Origin of the sequence: Pseudobacillus sp. 179-B 2D1 NHS (assembly GCF_045370945.1) — a bacterium.
Taxonomy (GTDB): domain Bacteria; phylum Bacillota; class Bacilli; order Bacillales; family Domibacillaceae; genus Pseudobacillus.
On record NZ_JBIQDP010000015.1, the window covers coordinates 61,879 to 81,492 of the forward strand.

The following is a 19,614-nucleotide window of genomic DNA, read 5'->3' on the forward strand; positions in this document are numbered from 1 at the left end:
GTGGGAGCTATTAACGGAAAAGACTTTATTAGCCGCTTGGATCAACTGAATACTGAAATTTGGTTTGACGGTGAAAAAATCGAGGGAAAGATCTCTGAGCACCCTGCCTTTAAAGGACTTCTTCAGACAAAAGCTTCCCTCTATGATTTACAATGTGATCCCCATTTAAAAGAAGAGATGACTTTTCTTTCCCCAGAAACCAAGGAATCGATCGGGCTGTCCTACCTGCAGCCTAAAACAAAAGAAGACTTAATGAAACGGCGGAAAATGACGGAACGTTGGGCAAGGCACACTGGAGGTATGATGGGAAGAAGCCCTGACTACTTGAACACTGTTTTGATGAGCTTTGCCTCTTCTTCAGAATTGTTAACAGGCAAAGCCAATTGTTTTCCAGAGAATATTCAATCATTATATAAATTGGCACGAGAAAAAGATCTTTCGTTTACACATACGTTTATTACACCTCAGGTCAACCGTTCCCAAGTCTATATCGAATGCTCCGATGAGCCCATCTCCGCTAAAGTGATTGATAGAAATAAAGAAGGCCTAGTCATTAAAGGGGCTCGTCTCTTGGCTACTCAAGGAGGATTAACTGATGAAGTATTGGTGTTCAATGCCCCTAGGTTTTTCTGTGATGAAGCCTTTGCTTTTTCCATCCCTTCTGACACAAAAGGATTGAAATTTATTTGCCGTGACACCCTGGTGGGAGGGGAATCTCTTTTTAATCATCCACTCAGTTCTCGTTATGAAGAGATGGATTCTATCCTTGTCTTTGACGACGTATTGGTTCCCTGGGATCGGGTATTCTTTTACGATAATATGGAAGCCGCCAACACCTTCTTTGCTCACAGCTCTTTCTCTCCCTTTGCTATACATCAAGTAGTCACTAGACAGATCGTTAAAACTGAATTTATTTTAGGCATGGCTGAGCTGCTTATTGAAACAATTAATGTTAGTGAATATCAACATATTCAAGAAAAGCTGTCAGAGATCATTATCGGTCTTGAGACAATGAAGGCATTATTAGAGAAGTCAGAGAATGATGCAAAGCTCGATGAATGGGGCTCTATGCGGCCTAGCTTTATTCCACTTCAGGTGGCTAGTAATGTTTTTCCTAAGATTTATCCTCGCTTTAGTGAGATTATCCAGTTAATCGGAGCCAGCGGGATGGTTTCTTTGCCAACAGAAAAAGCCTTTCATTCAGCTATTAGAGCCGATCTCGACCAGTACCTGCAAGGAGCCAGTAAAACAGCGGAGGACCGGATCAAAATATTTCGTTTGGCCTGGGACCTTACCATGAGTTCGTTTGGCACAAGACAAACCCAATATGAAAGATATTTTTTTGGCGATCCTATTCGATTATCAAGCACTTTATATAAAGACTATCCAAAGGATGACTATGTTCAAGTGATTAACGAATTTCTGCACTTGAAAGCTCAGGGCTAGTATACCTTTCTATGTTTATCGCCAGTTTAGAAACTTTGAGAATCAGCTCTCATAACATTAAAGAGCCTTCTTCATGTAAAGGCTCTTGTTCATTCTTATTTCTGTTATTTATTTTTCTTGATAACTTATCAATATCTTCTATTGGGAGCAGTACGCCTGAATCCTCATGTAAAGAAACGGAAAATCTCAAGGCTGCATCTGCTTCCTTTCCTGCCATTCATTTTCTGATCTTTTAAACTTTACATTTCAACACAACTCTAGTAACTCAGACAGATTTATGGCCACTCGTAACATATCTCTCCAACCATGCAGCCATTAGCTGTAACCCTTCTTTATGAAGCGGCCGCTCTAAAATTGTTTTCATCAACTTTTTCATTTGCAAAATGTTCTTCGGCTCCTTTTGCTTTCGCAGGCCATGCTCCATGCCTTTAACAATATGATACTCGCTCTCTCCTTGTACAAGCCCGGCCAATTCCTCCAATACAGAACTTTCCACAAGCGGATCCTTGTCACCATGCAATGCAAAAACGGGACAGGTCACTTTCTGCAAAGCTGCTCTTGTATTATAGGCCTCGTGCTCACGGAACCATTTCGCCGGCTGCCGCACCCCCTGAATTCGAATCGTATCACGGCTTGATTGCTTTATTTTTTGAAATATTTTTTCCGTCTTTTTTTCATTTTTTTCATCTACTTTCAGTTTCCGGTTCAACCAGCCTTTCCATCCCGGCATGGCAAACAGTTCCCGATAGGCCTGCTGACGTTGATGATAAAGTGCCTCCATTAAGTTATCAACACCTCCAGAGAGAAGCATGCAGCCATCCACGGTCATCTCTGCAGCAATGTCTGTTGCCAAAATAGTGCCTTCACTGTGACCGCACACAATCACAGCTGACACGTTTGGCTGTGTCTGCAAAAAAGTGACGGCTGCTTTAGCATCATGCAAAAGATCAGACAAGCCCGCGTTTATCAAGCTTCCACTCCGCTTTCCTGCTCCACGCTTGTCGTAGCGCAGCGTGATAAAGCCGAGTTCTGTGAAAAAGTGGGCTAATTCTTGATACAAATAAGTTTGATACTTCCCTTTGGGTCCGTTTCCATTACGGTCAATCGGACCAGAGCCAGCAATCAATAAAATAGCCGGGAATGCTCCTTCTTGTTCCGGGCATGCGAGCGTCGCAAAAATGTCCTTTTCAAGAATAACCTCTGTTTCAATCATGACTTCTCCCCCTCGGGAATAATGATGGTTGCTAATTGTTTTACCTTCCGCTCTGGTGATGGTTCATTCTGAACAGCCTCCATAATTAACGTACCAATTTTGACAGCCAGTTCTCTGAACTCCTCGTCGGTAACATGCAGCTCCGCCACACGGTAGCTCACGCCGTCTTTTTGCAAATCGACATTATCCCCGCTTAAATACTGGTCGTACATGCTAATTAACTGGGCTACGAACGTAGTAAATAAATCCAAATGCTCTGCTTTCGATAAATTCAGAAAATCATTAGGCGTCTGTTGTTTTAACGCAAACACCTTTTCAATTGTTCCGCGAACCGGGTTTTCTTGCACTACTTCAATAAAATCAGCATCAAGGAGCGTATTGATATGGCGATACAACGAAGGGATCGGTACATCTGTAATCCGCTCTGCTAGTTGCTGAACCGTCTGTTCTTTGTTGCGGACAAATGATTGAATAATTTTCATCCGGACGGGGTGCAAAATTACTTTTAAATTTGATTTACTCATTCTATTCACCTCTTTATTATTAATTATGATAATAATATCCTTTTTAATATAAATCAACAAATAAGGAATCTGATTTTTTCGAGAGTAACCAAATAAGCGGTCCTTATTGAGCCAACAAAAAACCACCAGTCAAAGATGCCATCGCCTCTTAGCTGGTGGTTATATGAACACTTTTTTTCAGTTTACAATTCGTATTTCTCCATAGGCTGTATAGCCGTGAGTTTATTTCTAAATGTCCTTTTTCTAAGTGTAAGCATAACCATAAAGGAAATGCAGTATAAAGCGGCCAGATAAATCATCGCCACGGTCATATCATAGCTTTGTAAGATGTAGCCAACGAGAATAGGTGAAAGTCCTCCGACCGCTCTGCCGAAATTAAAAATCGTGTTCGTCGCTGTACTGCGAATTTGAACCGGATAATAACTGCTTATTAATGCCCCGTATCCGGCAAACATTCCATTTGAGAAGAAGCCGACAATAGCACCGCCTATTAATACACCTGCGCTCCCAGTAGCATAGGAGTATAAAAACACCGCGCAAGCAGAAGCAAGAAGGAAAATTCCAAAGGCACGCTTTGATCCAAACCGATCCATAAACTGTCCAAAGGTCAACATACCGACTATCATCCCAACTGCTGTGCTAATTGTCCAAAGAGCCGAGCTTGAAACAGACAACCCTTGTGACTGCTGCAGCATGGACGGCAGCCAGATCATTAACCCATTGTAGCCAGCAATCTGAACAGTTGCCATAATGCTTAATGCGATAGTTGTCATCGTTGTCCGAGGAGACTCAAACAACTGAATTAACTTTCCTTTTGCCTCTTTACTACCTGCTTTTTTATCCTTTTGGGCAGCCAGCCATTCTGGGGATTCTGCCAAGTTTCTTCTTACAATCACAGCAAAAATAACAGGCACCACTCCAACGAAGAACAGGGCTCTCCATCCCAACACAGGGAGAATCACCGCACTTAAAAGCGCTGCCAGAATTACACCGTATTGAGCGCCTACACTGACATAAGAAGAAGCTCTCCCTTGTTTATCCTTTGGCCAGGCCTCTGCAACTAGCGCCATACCAATCCCATATTCTCCGCCAGCACCTAATCCTGCAATAAATCTAAATAGGTAGACTTGTTCCATATTTGTTGCCAACCCTGTTAAAGCTGTGCCGACAGCAAATAATAGAACAGTATAAGTAAACACTTTCACCCGGCCAAACTTATCCGCTAACACGCCGAAAATCATGCCGCCTAAGAGCATGCCGATATTGGTGATGGAAGAGATCAGCCCGCCCGTTGCCAAATCAATATGAAACTCGGCAATAATCATAGACATCGCAAAAGAAATAAACATGATATCCATGCCTTCTAAAGTTAAACCAGCTACTGATGCTACCACTGTTTTTTTACGGTAATCCATTTTGTAACACCCTCTCATGTTTTTCATGATGAAACATATCTCTTTTGTCTTTTGAGGGAATGGATGTATAATTTTCCATTCTCTTTTCAAGCCTCACAGGACTTTGTTTAAAAGAGGTATTGATAATTTTAGACAAAATAAATACCCTTTCGTCTGAGAGGACAAAAGGGCATAAATAGGCATAGTTAAATAGAATATCCAATATTCATTCGCCCTTTTCAGCCTCTCAGGACCGTATTAAAGGTAATGTGATGTCGATATTTATACTAGCACACTAAAAGACTCGCTTCAATACATATATTATGGAAGAAGGTTTTATTTGTACAGCATGATAAAGTCCTCCATTCGTTTCTATAATCAAGAGAGAACTCACTAATCATTAGATAATAAATGACACGGGGATAGTCAAAGTATCCTACTTATTAAGTTTCTAGATATCGATAATGACCGTGCTTACAGTTTAAGTCATTTGCTGCTCGGTTCAGCTATATATTATTCACCCATCATTCTTTTTTACTGAGGTGCTATGATGACTATAAGAAAAGCCAACCAGCTAGAAACCCACTATATTCTTCATCTTACTGGGAATGTACTGCAGGAGAGTTCCATGGGGCACATAGCCAACAGTCCCCACATTGCTTACCAGATGTTTATGCCCTATATTCAAAATGGTGCTTACTATTTAATCGAGGAAGACAAACATCGGCTAAAGGGCTGGCTTTTGCTAGGAGTAGATAGAAATGTCATGACGGGTCATGACATGGGGCACCTTCTCCAATTATATGTTTTTCCTAGATACAGAAAAGCGGGTATCGGAAGAGAATTATTGAAAGAAGCTATCAAACAACTGCAGCTCCACGGAGCAAAAACCATCCAGCTTAATGTCTACGCCGGTAACCCGGCAAAAGCTATGTACGAACAATTTGGCTTTACTGATGTTTCTACCATTATGGAATTAAAGGTCGATGAAAAGTATTAAATAAGAATGAAGTTCTCTTTCGTTTATGTTTAGAACACAAAAATGGATGTGTTCTCTTTTTTGGTGGCAGAATGCTGCCTGGCAATTAAAGTCCTATAATGGCAAGCCCCATAAAAGCAGGTCATCCTTTTTCGGATACCTGCTTTTTTATAATGGGAAAGACGCACTTTGCCTAATTATTCTTTTCAAAGCCCTTCTTATTTTACATACAGGAGAAGCAATCATGGTGACGCTAAATATTCTCACCTTACAGCTAATTGAATGGCCATGAACTTTTTTAATATGGTTATTACTAGAAAAATAGTATTAGGTATTTATTAAGTAGTCGATTAGGAGTATGATAATATTTAAAAAAGAAAGAGGTCATCATATGGATTCGACATTCTCACCGGCCAGCGCAGCCAAAACTAAAACAAGAACCATCGTCATTAATGCGCTGTTTATTACGCTTACCCTTGTAGCTACCATGTTTATTAACATCAGGCTCCCAATCATGGGCAACGGAGGCCTCATTCATTTGGGGAACGTGCCTCTTTTTATAGCAGCCCTCGTTTACGGCCGAAAAACAGGAGCTGTAGCAGGTGCCTTCGGAATGGCATTATTTGATCTTTTCTCCGGCTGGACCATATGGGCGCCGTTTACATTCGTTATCGTAGGTGCAATGGGATTTGTAGCTGGTCTTATCTCTGAAAAGATGCCCGGCAAAAGAGCGGTTGTCAATACCCTGGCAATTGTCGCTGCCTTGTTGATAAAAATTGTAGGCTACTATTTTGCTGAAGTTATCCTTTATGCTAACTGGGTACAGCCATTCGGCTCTATTCCGGGAAATGTAATGCAGGTTGTCACCGCTGGTCTTATTGTTGTACCAATTGCAGGACGTCTAAAGAAAATTGCTAGAAAATAATAAATAATGAAGAAAATCCTCTTAGCTGGCCTTCACTAAGGGGATTTTCTTCTTTTTATGCTAACAAAGCCTAAAGATTTCACTCACTTATGACAAATATTTGATTGCACTTTAAATTTTTTACTGTTTGCCCAGTTTTAAAGACGATATGACAGAAGTGATCTTCTTAAGAAGTCAGGAAATGCCGTTTTTGACCGCATCTTTTCTCTCTTACATAGGAAAAAGACTCCCCACCAAAAGTGAGAAGTCCTTTTTCATAGAGTCGTAAAACTCGTATACTATCATTATATTATATGCTTGATCTTTCGGTCACAGCCCTTTATTCGACCTGCTTATTAGGATACAGACACACTTTCGCCGGCTGCCTCTAGTGCTTTACTGTCGCTTAAACCAAGTGCTTGCGCTGTTGAAGTGTGAACTTCATGCAAAAGCTCTGGATTTTTCATGAGTGACATGCCGTAAGAAGGAATCATTTCTTTGATCTTCTGTTCCCATTCTTTCATATGTTGCGGGAAGCACTTTTGAATGACCGCAAGCATAACCTGAACGGCAGTAGAAGCTCCTGGGGAAGCACCTAATAATGCTGCGATCGAACCATCAGCTGCACTTACCACTTCCGTACCAAACTGAAGCGTTCCTTTGCCGCCTGCCTCTGTATCTTTAATAACTTGCACGCGCTGGCCGGCAACAACAATATCCCATTCCTCGCTCTTCGCATTCGGAATAAACTCACGCAACTCTTTCATCCGTTGTTCTTTTGACAACATAAGTTGCTGGATCAGATACTTTGTCAACGCCATCTCTTTCACTCCTGCCGCCAATAACGTTGTAATATTGTGCGGTTTTACAGAGGAAATCAGATCCATGTTTGAGCCATTCTTTAGAAACTTAGGCGAGAAGCCAGCGAACGGACCAAACAGCAATGATTTTTTATTATCGATATATCGTGTATCAAGATGCGGAACAGACATTGGCGGAGCCCCAACTTTGGCTTTTCCGTATACTTTTGCATGATGTTGTTCCACTACTTCTTGATTATTACATACCATGAATAATCCGCTAATCGGAAATCCACCAATATGTTTTCCTTCAGGAATGCCTGATTTTTGCAGTAACTCTAAGCTTCCTCCTCCAGCTCCAAGGAAGACAAAATCGGCAGTATGGTATTCCATTTTACAGCCATCCATATCATGTACTTTTACTTCCCACAAACCATTTTTTGTGCGTTTAACACCTTCAACACTATGTTTATAATTGATATCGACATTTTGAGTTTTTAAATGATCAAATAGCATGCGTGTTAAGGCGCCAAAATTGACATCTGTCCCCGTGTCAATTTTTGTTGCCGCGATGGCTTCGTCTGCTGGACGGTCCTGCATAATAAGCGGAATCCATTCTTTCAGTTTTTCTGGATCATCAGAAAACTCCATCCCTTTGAAGAGAGGATTTTTTGACATTTCTTCAAAACGTTTCTTCAAGAACGCTACATTTTGCTCACCCTGCACCATACTAACGTGAGGTAGTGGCATGATAAAGTCCTGTGGATTATTGATCAGCTTACTATTTACAAGGTAGGACCAAAATTGCATTGAAACTTGAAACTGTTCGTTAATATTTATCGCTTTGCTAATATCTACAGACCCGTCTGGTTTTTCAACTGTGTAATTAAGCTCGCATAGTGCTGCATGCCCTGTTCCTGCATTGTTCCACTCGTTAGAGCTTTCCTCTCCAGCATCCGCAAGCTTTTCAAACACTGTAATATTCCAGTCCGGTGCTAATTCTTTTAGGAGTGTTCCTAAAGTCGCACTCATGATTCCGGCGCCAATTAAGATGACGTCTGTTTTATTTTCTCTGCTGCTCATTTTTACCATCCTTATACCCTAAGATTTGCAGAAAAGATGTAGCCGCTCCTTCTTAGGCATCACAAGCAAGCCAAGGCGTGACCTGATCACACACCTTTTCTGTATCAATTGCATCCTATTTACAGTATATCACTATTATTTATAGATTAAAATATCACTATTATATGATGGTTATAATCCACTAAATATATGGGAAAATTTTAAAATCCGACCAAAAAGTTTTCATCCAGCTTGCTGCAAGTAAAAAAGCAGCTGCTCCCCCATACCGAATGCTATCGAGATGCGCCTAGCCCCCACATATGTTGAATGTCCCCTTCAAAGCGGCTGGTTGTTTAAAAGACAAAAGAGCGGTTGTTATGCGATTTCTCCCTATATTCCTTAAGACGCTCATTAATCCAGAATGGGCAGCCGTGCTTTTTTCTTTTATTTCTTCTTAATTCTTCCCATCACAATGGTATTGTAGTAGTTTCCATCAGTTAATAATTTGTCATCTTTCAAAATGCCTTCTATTGTAAAGCCAAGACTTTCATAGAGTTTTACTGCTTTGTCATTCGTTTCAAGAACATGTAAGCTTATTTTTCTTATTCTATTCGAGTCTCCCCATTGAATTAATTCTTTTAAAAGATTTCGTCCAATGGCGTATCCCCAATAATCTTTTAAAACAGCAATACCAAATTCCACTCTATGGGATGTTCTTCTCAATTTGTTTCCGACCGCTCTTACAAACCCTACAATTTGATGATCAACTTCAGCTATTAGAAAGAGGTTGTTACTACCTTCTGTATCGTCTGCAATTATCTTTTTGAAGCCGGATTCATCTATAAAATCTTCTCCCTGTTCTCTATCTAAATTCTCGGTTTCCCCATCTATTTGTAATCTTACCTCAGACAAGGCTTTCACATCTGTTTCCACTGCGGATCTAATTGTGTAAAACAAATCATTAATAAAAAATTTTTTCGATTCACTCCTCATAAAAGACGCTCCTCCGGATAATTCACATTTTGAAAGGCGCTGCGGAACGCTTCAAGAATTTATATTGAAAGGGAAAAGCATTAAAACGGGCACTTCCAAAACTTGCAAACAAGATAGAGAAGGGAGAAGATTAAAATACACTATAATCTTCTCCCACTCTCTTCTCTTCATTAGATACAGCTCCTTCATGGACTGCATCTTTTAAAACACGTTTCACTGTCCCCGCCCCATCAACATTCTTTTTCAAAGTTATCAAGCAATGCCCGCACTTCATCTGTTGATTTTGTGTTCATTAATTGGTTTCTTAATTCACCAGCTCCACGGAATCCTTTGACATAAATTTTGAAAAAGCGATGAAGCCCTGTGATGGAACGTGGCAGTACTTCCGCATATTGATCTTGAAGATCAAGCTGCAGTCTTAAAAGATCAAGATACTCTTTACTGCTATGCTCTTTTGGCTCTTTTTCAAAAGCAAAAGGATTTTTAAAAATACCTCGCCCGATCATCACACCATCAATACCATATTGTTCAGCAAGCTGCAGCCCAGTTTGACGGTCAGGAATGTCTCCATTGATTGTCAGCAGCGTATTTGGGGCGATCCGGTCACGTAATTTTTTGATTTCCGGAATTAGCTCCCAATGCGCAGCTACTTGGCTCATTTCCTTTCTTGTGCGTAAGTGAATAGAAAGGTTCGCAATATCCTGTTTTAAAATATGCGTTAGCCACTCTTCCCACTCATTTACATCCTCATAGCCAAGCCGTGTTTTCACACTGACAGGCAATCCGCCCGCTTTTGCTGCTTGAATAAGTTCTGCCGCAACGTCTGGACGCAAAATAAGGCCACTGCCTTTCCCTCTTGATGCCACATTTGGTACAGGGCAGCCCATATTAATATCGATACCTTTAAACCCTAACTCTGCCATGCCAATACTCATTTGACGGAAATATTCGGGATTATCCCCCCAAATATGTGCTACCATTGGCTGTTCATCTTCTGTAAAAATCAAACGGCCACGCACACTTTTCATACCATCTGGATGACAATAGCTATCCGAGTTTGTAAACTCTGTGAAGAATACATCCGGTCGACCGGCCTCACTTACTACGTGACGAAAAACAACATCTGTCACATCTTCCATTGGTGCAAGTACAAAAAATGGCCGTGGTAAATCACGCCAAAAATTATCTATCATTTCAAACTCAAATCCTCTCACTATGAATACCACTTCAAATTCTCGGTCAAAAAATATAAAATCAAATGTCCTGCTTCTTTTTCACTTATATCATGCCTAATAACTTATTATCAAACACAAGTATGTTGGATATTTATCATTTATAAAAATCGGCAATGGTTATTTTACTAAAATCAACCCCGAATGATATTGTTATATGCAAAAAAGCAGGTGGTATAGATTTTTTCTATATCAACTGCTTTTCTATTATACCAATTCCAACCACGCGACCGCTTCACAATGTGTCGTTTGTGGAAACATATCAACTGGCTGTACATCAAGTGTTCTGTAGCCACCGTCTTCCAGTATGCGCAGATCACGTGCTAAAGTAGCCGGATTACAGGAAACATAGACGACTTTTCCCGGCTTCATATCAATAATGGTTTCTAAAAGGGTTCCATCACAGCCTTTTCGGGGCGGGTCGACAACGAGGACATCTGCTCTGTTGCCCTGCTTATACCATTCTGTGATCACCTCTTCTGCTTTGCCAACGGCAAATTCAGCATTTTCAATTCCATTCAGCCGGGCATTTCTTTTTGCATCTTCAATGGCTTCTGGCACCACTTCAACCCCAAAAACTCTTTTGGCTTTTTGGGCAAGAAATAGGGAGATCGTGCCGATGCCGCAATAGGCGTCAATGACTGTTTCATTTCCGGTGAGATCCGCATATTCAAGCGCTTTGTCATACAGCACTTTCGTTTGTACCGGATTCACCTGGTAAAAGGATCTAGCTGAAATCGCGAACTTGACGTCGCCGATATAGTCATAGATCACTTCGCTTCCCCAGAGCACCTTTGTCGTCTCTCCCATAATAACGTTTGTCCGTTTTGAATTAACATTATGAACAATTGATTTCACATGAGGCAGCCTCGTGATCATCTCTTCTACAATTTTATCTTTATGGGGAAGCTCAGCTGTCCGGGTAATAAGGACGATCATTAGTTCCCCTGTTTGCTTTCCATAGCGGGCCATAATGTGGCGAAGCACCCCTTTGTGAGCCACTTCATCATATGCTTTAATGTCTAACTCACTGCAAATCTCCTTTACCGCCTGGATCGCTTCATTTACTTCCGGAAGCTGGATGATGCTCTCATTCGTATCAACAATTTCATGGCTGCGCGGCTTGAAGAAACCAGCAATCAATTTACCGTTCCTCTCTCCCACGGGTACCTGCGCCTTGTTACGGTAATACCATGGCTCTTCCATGCCTAAAACAGGATGCACGTTCACATCCTCAAGTTTTCCAATCCGGGTAAGTACTTCCCGGACTTGCTTTTCTTTAAATTGCAGCTGTCCTTCATAGCTAATGTGCTGCAGCTGAGTTCCTCCATATTTGTGCATGTCAGCAGCTGGCACATCTATACGGTGTGGGCTTCTTTCAAAAAGTTCAATCAGCCGGCCGAAGCCATAGCCTTTATTTATTTTCGTCACTTGAATGCGGCCTGTTTCTCCTGGCAGCGCACCCGCTACAAACAGCGGATAACCTTCTACTTTTGCTACCGCATTTCCATCATGAGTTAAATCTTCGAATTGTACTTCTATCATTTGATTTTTTTGAACAGGGGCTTGAATTTTTGCCACGATTATCCACCCTTTTTGTTTTTTCTTAAGAATCGAAAGCTATTCTATCACAGTTTCCTCAGAATTCGCAAAAAAGCCAATCTCAAGAAGTTTGTTTCCCTTTATGATAAGATAAAATCTTTTCTTAAAAAAAGAGCTCGAATGAAAGATTACATTCCCTCTGCTCATCATAAAACAAAGCCTGCCTTTCACCCATTTATAACGGTGAAAGGCAGACTTTTATAACTGCGAAGCCGTGGCGAGACTGGCGTAATGCCCTTCCGTCTCTATAAGTTCTTCATGATTTCCTCGTTCAACAATCCGTCCTTGATTAAGCACAAGAATTTGGTCGGCCCGGCGGATCGTGTTCAACCGATGGGCAATCACAACGGTCGTCCTTCCTTCCATCAGACGATTGAGTGCTTCTTGAATATGCATTTCAGTAATGGTATCAATGCTGCTCGTTGCTTCATCTAAAATTAAAATAGCAGGATCTGCTAAGAGGGCTCTCGCAATAGCGAGCAGTTGCCTCTGTCCCTGGCTAATCCCTGAGCCTTCAGACTGTAGTTTTGTTTCATAGCCGTCCGGCAGCTTCATAATGAAGGAATGGGCATTGGCAGACTTGGCTGCTTTCACTACTTCTTCATCTGTTGCGTCTAAACGGCCATAGCGAATATTCTCTTTAATCGTCCCTTCAAATAAAAAGGAATCCTGGAGCACAAAGCCCATATGCTTTCTCAGTTCTTGACGCGGGATAGTGGACGTATTATAGCCATCTATGAAGATGGCTCCGTTGTCCGGATCATAAAAGCGGGCGAGAAGATTAATGATCGTTGACTTCCCTGATCCTGTCGGTCCGACAAGTGCTACCATGTCTCCTTTGTCCGCTTTAAAACTGACCTCTTTAATCGTTTCATTTCCCTTCTCATAAGAAAAGGATACTTTCCGAAACTCAATATCTCCGCGAACATGGTGTAATGGAAACTCATCAGCTTGCTCTTCTTCCTTTTCTGTATCTAAAATATCAAAGACTCGCTCTGCTCCGGCAAGTGCTGAAAGCAAGGTGTTAAATTGATTTGCAAGATCATTCAGAGGACGCGTAAACTGCCGCGAATACTCGGCAAACACGACAATGACCCCAACAGTCACATAGCCATGCAGTGCTAATAATCCCCCTGCTCCGGCAATTAATGCGAAGCTAATATTATTCAGCATGTTCATCAACTTCGGAATAAAGCCCGAATATGTCTGCGCCCAAAAGCCAGTTTCCTTCAACTTTGCATTTCTTTCATTAAAAGCGAGCGCAATCTTTTCCTCTTGGGAAAACATCTTGACAATATGTTTGCTTGACACGGCCTCTTCAATAAACCCGTTTAACTCACCTAAATGGCGCTGCTGCTCCTTGAAAAACCGCCGTGTCCGGCTTGTGATCCATTTCATGCCAATGTATAGAAGCGGAACAATCAACAGAGTTATCGCTGTCAACATCGGGCTTAAATAAAGCATAACGATTACCGCTCCTGTCAGCGTCAATACACTGGAAGCAACTTGAATTACGGAACTGTTCAGCGTGCTGCTGATATTTTCAATATCATTCGTTACCCTGCTCATCAGCTCTCCATGCTGGCGTTTGTCAAAGAAGGATAACGGCAGTTGTTGAAGATGAGTAAATAACTCGGTTCTCATTTCAAATACCGTCTTCTGGGCAATACCGACCATCCAGTAGCTTTGTAAAAAAGTAGCTAAAGAATAAAAAATATAGACAACCCCAAGCAGGGCAAGCAGAAGAACAAGACCTTTTTCATCTTTCGTAATGATGAAATCATCAATTGCCATTCCAACAAGATACGGTCCGAGCAGACCCAACGCAGAACTAGCGGCCACCATGAGAACAACAAGAAAGAGAAGTCCTTTCCTTCTTGCCAAGTATCCAGCCAGCCTTTTCAACGTTGGCACAAGTTCCTTCACTTGCGGCTTTGATCCGGGATGACCGTGACGGCTATGAGAATGAGCAGGCTTAATGGCTGGCCTTGACATACGGCATCCCTTCCTTTCCGTATTGGGAAGCTAAAATGCGTCGATACAGTTCGCTTCCAGCTATAAGATCTTCGTGACTGCCAGATGCGGTAATACGGCCGTCTTCCAGCAAAATAATCTGGTCTGCCTGCAGTGCTGTGCTAATTTTTTGTGTAATAATTATGGTTGTGCAATTCTCTTCCTGGAGAGCAGATAAGAGCCGTGCTTCTGTTTTTACATCAAGAGCGCTTGTGCTATCATCCAACAGCAATATGAGCGGCTTGCGGATAAGTGCGCGGGCAATAGACAGCCGCTGCTTTTGACCGCCTGATAAATTAACACCCTTCTGTCCGATCATCGTTTCATATTTATTCGGCAACCGTTCAATGGTTTCCTCAATTTGAGCTCGCCGAGCCGCTTCCACTATTTCTTCCATAGAAGCATCTTCTTTTCCCCAAGAGATATTCTCTCTGATAGTCCCCGTAAACAAATGGGATTCCTGCGGCACAAAGCCAATTTGTTCACGAAGGGCCGCCGGCTGAATAGAGCTGATGTTCTGACCATCAATTAAAATTTCACCTGAATCCGGTTCGTATAAGCGGGGAATTAAATAAAAAAGCGTTGATTTCCCGGATCCGGTTGCCCCTAAAACGGCTGCTGTTTTTCCAGGTTCAACCGAAAAAGTAAGCCCATCGAGAACAGGCTCCCTAACCCCCGGAAAAGAAAAAGTGACATGTTGAAATTCAATTTTACCGCCTAAAGGTTGAAAGTCACTTCCTTTTAAACGCTGGTCCCCTTCTTCCTCCGGCTGTTCAAGGAGCTCGCCAATTCGCTGACTCGAAGCCCGTGCTCTTGAAAAAGCCATTAAGATAAATGTAAACATAGATAAAGAAGAAATAATCCGCGTAGCATAGTTAATTACAGCAACAATCTGTCCTGCCGTTGCTGAACCGCTTGTGAATTCAGAAAAGCCGAACCACAAAATAGCAATCAAGCTGCTATTCATGACAAGAAGCAGAACAGGAGTCGTCGTTTCTACCGTACGCAGAACACGGGTCGTCTGTGTCATCAGCTTTTCGCTCGCCTGCCGAAAACGGCTGACTTCATATCTCCATCTGAGAAAAGCTTTAATAATACGAATGCCTATCAAGTTCTCCTGCATGACATTATTTACACCATCAAGCCGCTGCTGAACTGATTGAAAGAGAGAGGCACTTCTCTTCATCATATTTATTAGAAAAACGAGCATAAGCGGGATCGTTATCAGCAGAATCATTGTCAGCTTGGCATGAATAAGCAAAGCCATTACCGTGCCGAATATGACCATCAAAGGAGCACGCAACATAATCCGCAAGCTCATAAAAACGGCATTTTGCAGCTGAGTCACATCATTGGTCATTCGTGTAATTAAAGAAGAGGCCGCAAACCGGCTGTAGTTGGCGAAAGAAAATGACTGGACTTTTTCCATCATTTTCTCACGCAAATCAAAGCCGAAGTTTTGGCCGACGTGAGCGGCCACAAACGAGTTAATAATCCCGGAAGCAAAGGCAAGCAAAGACGTGCCCAGCATGAGAGCTCCCCATATATAAACAGCTCTCATATCATGCTTTATGATGCCTTCATCAATGATCTTGGCCATAAATAGCGGATGGGTTAGTTCAACTGCCAGCTCTATAAGCATTAACAGCCAAGCAAAAGCCATGTAATTTTTATACGGTTTTAAATAAAACAATACACGTTTCAAGGCCCTCTCCCCTCTCCTGCTGGCTCAATCTTACGACTGTGTTTTTACCAGTATAGTCCAAGCGATGGACAGCATCAAATCATTTGACGCTGCTTTTCTTGACGTCCATGCATCAACAAATAAACGAATAAACCTACTAATACATAGACCGCACAGTAAACATAAAGCATTCTAAAACTCATTCCTGTGACTGCCCAGCCGATAATAAAAGAACCAAGGCCAATGCCGAAATCGAATACAGACAGAAATGTAGCTGTCGCCAGCGCTTTCTTCTGAGGAGCTGCTTCTTGAATGGCTATGGTTTGAAAGCTCGGGAACAAGGTGCCCCAGCCGATGCCGATCATCCCGGCTGCTATAAGGAAAACAAGGGCTGTTGATGTTTGGCTAAGCAGAAGCAGGCCGGCTGAAAAAAGGAAAATGGCCGGATAGACAATTACATTCGCTCCATATTGATCAAACCATCTGCCGGTAAACGGACGGGACAGCAATAAAACGACCGCATAGACGATAAAGAAATAGCTGGCCACTTCTCCTACTTGGATCTCTTCTGCATAAACCGAAACGAAAGATAAGATTGATGAATAAGCGATCGAGAAAAAGGCGCCAACTACTGCGATCGGCAGCGCCGAAAACTCAAACAAATCTTTAGGATTAAACTTCACTTGAAAAATAGACATCACTCGAATCTCGTGTCTGCTTTCTTTCACATTGATTAACAGGCTGGTCACAAGAGCAAGGCCTGAGATGACGATACACATAACAAACATCGTAAAGCTGCCCCATTGCCGCATCACTGTTAATCCTAGGAAAGGGCCGATAACCATCGCCAGGTTCGTAGACATGACGTAGTAACCCATCCCCTCCCCGCGGCGCGAGCCGGGAATAATTTCAGCAACCATCGCTCCTGTAGCTGTGGTTGCCATTCCGAACCCAATTCCGTGAATAAATCGAATAGCCAACATCGTCCCCAGCGTGTCAGGGAAAAAGTATAACACCGATGCTCCCAAAAAAATCACTTGTGAACTGATCAATATGGTTTTTTTTTCCAACCGCTCAATCCACTGGCCGGCAAAGGGACGGACCACAATAGCCGAGATTAAGAAGCAGGTGGTGAGCAGTCCAGCCTGTGCCGCACTTCCTCCTAATTCCTGAATGGCATATATTGGCATAGTAACTAATAGAAAATAAAAAGCAACGAACAAAAAGAAATTGCTCGCTGATACACTAATGAAATCCTTCGTCCATAAAGGCTCCTTATTCATTTCTGTTCTTCCTCTCCTTGATGACTTTCCAATGCAGACAGCCATTCTGTCATAAGCTTCTGCAATTGCTGTTGATGTTCTTTACCAAATCCTTTAATTGTTTGCTGATTCATCTCTAATACCGCTTGTTCCCAAACAGGATACTCTCTTTCGGCAAGCTCCGTCAGTTCAATGAATTTAACCCGTTTATCTGCACCCGGCACCTGCCGTACATACCCTTGCTTGACGAGACGCTGAATCGTCCGAGTCATTGGAGGGGCTTCAACAGCCAAATATTCACTGAGCTCTTTTTGTGTGAGTCTGCCTTTTTGCTTTAACACATACAATACGGACCATTGTGCACTGTAAAGACCGTACTTTTGTAATACCGTATTGTTGCGCTTCATGATCTGCCTTGACAACTGGTGAACAGAGTGAAACAAAAGATGCAATTCCATATCTCTTCTCCTTTAATTACCTAGGTAACTATTGCAACTTTTCTATTGTATCATAGTTTTCTCTAAAGAAAATAAAAAACTGCCGAATTTTTTCGGCAGTTTTTGCATGGCTTAATAAATTCGATCTTGAGGGCGAAGTTGATCAACAGGAACAAATACTTCAAGATGGCGATACAAATTTTCAAAATCAGCAGGCAATGAGCCCCCCGGTTCACCGTCAAGATTCAGCAGCACTTTTTCCGGCGCATGAATCTTAATGCGATTTGCTTTCGTGTAAATGACATGAGGATCGTTTAAGTGTTCGCCTCTCAAAGCGAGCGTAGCAATCCGGATGAATTCAGCCAAGTTAGTTTTCTTTAGAATTAATAAAGAAAACAGACCGTCATTCACAGAAGAGTCCGGTGCCAGCTTTTCAAAACCGCCAACCGAGTTTGTCAACCCAATTAAAAACAGCATGACCTCTCCCTCAAACAGCTTGCCATCATATTCAATCGTTACCTCAGATGCTTTAATGGAAGGAAGCATTTCAATTCCTTTTAAATAATACGCTAATTGACCGATCATCGTTTTTAGTTTGCTCGGCACTTCATATGTCAGCTCTGTCAGGCGCCCGCCGCCCGCAATATTAATAAAGTATTTATCATTCATTCGTCCGATATCGACCGGAATGGTTTTCCCAGCTGTAATGATGTCTACAGCTCCATCAATGTCACGGGGAATTTTTAAAGCTCTGGCAAAATCATTGGTTGTCCCCATCGGAATCACACCAAATTTCGGGCGATATTCCTGTCCCGCTAAACCATTGACGACTTCATTCAACGTTCCGTCACCGCCAGCAGCAATCACCACATCAAACCGGCGCTCTACCGCAATTTCAGCGGCTCTCGTCGCATCTCCTGCTCCGGTAGTAGCGTGAGCGGATGTTTCATAGCCCGCTTCTTCAAGCTTTTGCAATACCTCCGGCAAATGCTTTTTGAACAGTTCGCGCCCTGAAGTAGGATTATAAATAATTCTTGCTCTTTTCATCTCTATCCATCCCAGTCTCAATTTATAATCATGTTTAATTTTACCACTCATATTTCCGCTTTATATCTTACTACTTTTTTTGGAAAAAAGCTATTTCTCCTTTTCTGACAACTATTCAAATAAGTAAATGCCCCTATCAGCTAAAAAGCTGAGTGACTCTTCCATTCCCTTTTCATCAATCCGGAATGCCTCTACTATTGCACGCTTCCACTGAGTCGGCTCACGAAAATGATACTCCCGGATATCCCGGTAATTCATTACTTTAAGCGTATGATTCCGTAAAAAGTAACAGTTATTTCCTTGAAAACGAACAGCTGAGATCCGCCGCATCGTAATATTGCTATCACAATCCTTATAGGATGCCTCAATGTCTTGCTGGAGCTCTTCTTCCGTAAGAGCCTCCCAAATGATCTGCTTTGTAACGAACGTCTTTCCATGGGACCTCCGTTCAAGCTGAAATCTTTTTTCGTTGCGGTTTGTGAAAATAATTTCTTCTCCAAACCCATGGAGAACGTGTTTCGGGCGGCTATTTAATTCAATGGGCCGTGTGATCGGGGAGCCATAGCCAACGTCTACATAAAATTCCTTGTCGGCCATATGAACCATGATCGCTGCATGTCCCGGCAGCACGCGTACGAATGAACACGAAAATCCCAATTCTTCAAGGAGCCTTGCAAAGTTCATATTCAATGAATAGCACGTGCCTCCCCATCCCCTGCTCTTCAGATTCATGACGAACTCGGTAAAACCCGGCACTTGGCAACCCTGCTCATTAAAATAATGAAATTTACTAAATGTTTCATATGGGATCAGCGACAAATGATGCTGGATAAGCCGCTGTAAATAATTCAAGCTCGGTTTTTCCCTGTTAATTTTCAGCTGTTCTAAATATGCTGATACAGCATCCATATGTCCACCTTCTTAATTCTTTTGTTTATCGTAACATGAAAATGGAATCGTTTCCTGTATGACACTTCATAAAAAAACAGGCTTGGGAAGTTTCCCGAAAGCCTGCCTTCAAA

General features: G+C 42.1%; 17 protein-coding genes. 3 read left to right on the forward strand and 14 right to left on the reverse strand.

The window, feature by feature from the left end; genetic code table 11:
* Entirely contained in the window at positions 1-1,446 is a 1,446-nt protein-coding gene (hpaB, locus tag ACH0BF_RS15330) for a 4-hydroxyphenylacetate 3-monooxygenase, oxygenase component (RefSeq protein WP_406909621.1), read from the forward strand.
* 49 nt (positions 1,447-1,495) lie between these two features.
* On the opposite strand, the gene ACH0BF_RS15335 is transcribed toward hpaB, so the two are convergent.
* The 4 genes from ACH0BF_RS15335 to ACH0BF_RS15350 all read right to left on the reverse strand — a co-directional run bounded on the left by ACH0BF_RS15335 (position 1,496) and on the right by ACH0BF_RS15350 (position 4,598).
* On the reverse strand, positions 1,496-1,663 hold the full coding sequence (locus tag ACH0BF_RS15335; RefSeq protein WP_182917087.1) for a hypothetical protein: 168 nt from the start codon (positions 1,661-1,663) through the stop codon (positions 1,496-1,498).
* Positions 1,664-1,711: 48 nt separating this feature from the next.
* Entirely contained in the window at positions 1,712-2,659 is a 948-nt protein-coding gene (locus ACH0BF_RS15340; RefSeq protein ID WP_406909622.1) for an alpha/beta hydrolase family protein, read from the reverse strand.
* Positions 2,656-3,183: a helix-turn-helix domain-containing protein gene (locus ACH0BF_RS15345; RefSeq protein ID WP_406909623.1), complete on the reverse strand. Its 528-nt coding sequence runs from the start codon at positions 3,181-3,183 to the stop codon at positions 2,656-2,658. Before ACH0BF_RS15345 ends, ACH0BF_RS15340 begins: the two co-directional genes overlap by 4 nt.
* Before the next feature lie 182 nt (positions 3,184-3,365).
* Positions 3,366-4,598, reverse strand: coding sequence for an MFS transporter (locus ACH0BF_RS15350; RefSeq protein WP_406909624.1), 1,233 nt, complete (start codon positions 4,596-4,598; stop codon positions 3,366-3,368).
* Between the two features lie 529 nt (positions 4,599-5,127).
* Here ACH0BF_RS15350 and ACH0BF_RS15355 point away from each other — a divergent pair.
* Both ACH0BF_RS15355 and ACH0BF_RS15360 read left to right on the forward strand, forming a co-directional pair.
* Positions 5,128-5,577 carry a GNAT family N-acetyltransferase gene (locus tag ACH0BF_RS15355; protein ID WP_406909625.1) on the forward strand — a complete coding sequence of 150 codons (450 nt, stop codon included), beginning with the start codon at positions 5,128-5,130 and terminating at the stop codon, positions 5,575-5,577.
* Between the two features lie 370 nt (positions 5,578-5,947).
* Positions 5,948-6,481, forward strand: coding sequence for an ECF transporter S component (locus ACH0BF_RS15360; RefSeq protein WP_406909626.1), 534 nt, complete (start codon positions 5,948-5,950; stop codon positions 6,479-6,481).
* 335 nt (positions 6,482-6,816) lie between these two features.
* On the opposite strand, the gene mqo is transcribed toward ACH0BF_RS15360, so the two are convergent.
* The 10 genes from mqo to ACH0BF_RS15410 form a co-directional block, all read right to left on the reverse strand.
* Positions 6,817-8,343 carry a malate dehydrogenase (quinone) gene (mqo, locus tag ACH0BF_RS15365; RefSeq protein ID WP_406909627.1) on the reverse strand — a complete coding sequence of 509 codons (1,527 nt, stop codon included), beginning with the start codon at positions 8,341-8,343 and terminating at the stop codon, positions 6,817-6,819.
* A 423-nt stretch (positions 8,344-8,766) separates the two neighbouring features.
* Positions 8,767-9,315: a GNAT family N-acetyltransferase gene (locus ACH0BF_RS15370; RefSeq protein WP_406909628.1), complete on the reverse strand. Its 549-nt coding sequence runs from the start codon at positions 9,313-9,315 to the stop codon at positions 8,767-8,769.
* A 230-nt stretch (positions 9,316-9,545) separates the two neighbouring features.
* The gene (locus tag ACH0BF_RS15375; RefSeq protein ID WP_406909657.1) at positions 9,546-10,508 is read right to left on the reverse strand and encodes a tRNA dihydrouridine synthase; all 963 of its coding nucleotides are present in this window, start codon (positions 10,506-10,508) and stop codon (positions 9,546-9,548) included.
* A 246-nt stretch (positions 10,509-10,754) separates the two neighbouring features.
* Positions 10,755-12,128 (reverse strand): 23S rRNA (uracil(1939)-C(5))-methyltransferase RlmD, encoded by a 1,374-nt coding sequence (gene rlmD, locus ACH0BF_RS15380; protein WP_406909629.1) that lies wholly within the window; start codon positions 12,126-12,128, stop codon positions 10,755-10,757.
* A gap of 219 nt (positions 12,129-12,347) precedes the next feature.
* Positions 12,348-14,144, reverse strand: coding sequence for an ABC transporter ATP-binding protein (locus tag ACH0BF_RS15385; RefSeq protein ID WP_406909630.1), 1,797 nt, complete (start codon positions 14,142-14,144; stop codon positions 12,348-12,350).
* Positions 14,125-15,867, reverse strand: coding sequence for an ABC transporter ATP-binding protein (locus ACH0BF_RS15390; RefSeq protein ID WP_406909632.1), 1,743 nt, complete (start codon positions 15,865-15,867; stop codon positions 14,125-14,127). The genes ACH0BF_RS15385 and ACH0BF_RS15390 overlap by 20 nt, the downstream gene beginning before the upstream one ends.
* A 74-nt stretch (positions 15,868-15,941) precedes the next feature.
* Positions 15,942-17,129 carry an MFS transporter gene (locus ACH0BF_RS15395; protein ID WP_406909633.1) on the reverse strand — a complete coding sequence of 396 codons (1,188 nt, stop codon included), beginning with the start codon at positions 17,127-17,129 and terminating at the stop codon, positions 15,942-15,944.
* Entirely contained in the window at positions 17,126-17,566 is a 441-nt protein-coding gene (locus ACH0BF_RS15400) for a MarR family winged helix-turn-helix transcriptional regulator (protein ID WP_120036208.1), read from the reverse strand. Before ACH0BF_RS15400 ends, ACH0BF_RS15395 begins: the two co-directional genes overlap by 4 nt.
* 111 nt (positions 17,567-17,677) lie before the next feature.
* The gene (locus ACH0BF_RS15405; protein ID WP_120036207.1) at positions 17,678-18,592 is read right to left on the reverse strand and encodes a diacylglycerol kinase; all 915 of its coding nucleotides are present in this window, start codon (positions 18,590-18,592) and stop codon (positions 17,678-17,680) included.
* A gap of 111 nt (positions 18,593-18,703) precedes the next feature.
* Complete coding sequence (locus ACH0BF_RS15410; protein ID WP_406909634.1) at positions 18,704-19,501, reverse strand: arylamine N-acetyltransferase; 798 nt, start codon at positions 19,499-19,501, stop codon at positions 18,704-18,706.
* Positions 19,502-19,614: the final 113 nt, after the last annotated feature.

Excerpts from the sequence above, each read along its gene's own strand:
- ACH0BF_RS15335 (WP_182917087.1), bottom strand. The coding sequence starts at position 1,663 with ATGGCAGGAAAGGAAGCAGATGCAGCCTTGAGATTTTCCGTTTCTTTA.
- ACH0BF_RS15340 (WP_406909622.1), bottom strand. The coding sequence starts at position 2,659 with ATGATTGAAACAGAGGTTATTCTTGAAAAGGACATTTTTGCGACGCTC.
- ACH0BF_RS15345 (WP_406909623.1), bottom strand. The coding sequence starts at position 3,183 with ATGAGTAAATCAAATTTAAAAGTAATTTTGCACCCCGTCCGGATGAAA.
- ACH0BF_RS15350 (WP_406909624.1), bottom strand. The coding sequence starts at position 4,598 with ATGGATTACCGTAAAAAAACAGTGGTAGCATCAGTAGCTGGTTTAACT.
- ACH0BF_RS15355 (WP_406909625.1), top strand. The coding sequence starts at position 5,128 with ATGACTATAAGAAAAGCCAACCAGCTAGAAACCCACTATATTCTTCAT.
- ACH0BF_RS15360 (WP_406909626.1), top strand. The coding sequence starts at position 5,948 with ATGGATTCGACATTCTCACCGGCCAGCGCAGCCAAAACTAAAACAAGA.
- mqo (WP_406909627.1), bottom strand. The coding sequence starts at position 8,343 with ATGAGCAGCAGAGAAAATAAAACAGACGTCATCTTAATTGGCGCCGGA.
- ACH0BF_RS15370 (WP_406909628.1), bottom strand. The coding sequence starts at position 9,315 with ATGAGGAGTGAATCGAAAAAATTTTTTATTAATGATTTGTTTTACACA.
- ACH0BF_RS15375 (WP_406909657.1), bottom strand. The coding sequence starts at position 10,508 with ATGATAGATAATTTTTGGCGTGATTTACCACGGCCATTTTTTGTACTT.
- ACH0BF_RS15385 (WP_406909630.1), bottom strand. The coding sequence starts at position 14,144 with ATGTCAAGGCCAGCCATTAAGCCTGCTCATTCTCATAGCCGTCACGGT.
- ACH0BF_RS15395 (WP_406909633.1), bottom strand. The coding sequence starts at position 17,129 with ATGAATAAGGAGCCTTTATGGACGAAGGATTTCATTAGTGTATCAGCG.
- ACH0BF_RS15400 (WP_120036208.1), bottom strand. The coding sequence starts at position 17,566 with ATGGAATTGCATCTTTTGTTTCACTCTGTTCACCAGTTGTCAAGGCAG.
- ACH0BF_RS15405 (WP_120036207.1), bottom strand. The coding sequence starts at position 18,592 with ATGAAAAGAGCAAGAATTATTTATAATCCTACTTCAGGGCGCGAACTG.
- ACH0BF_RS15410 (WP_406909634.1), bottom strand. The coding sequence starts at position 19,501 with ATGGATGCTGTATCAGCATATTTAGAACAGCTGAAAATTAACAGGGAA.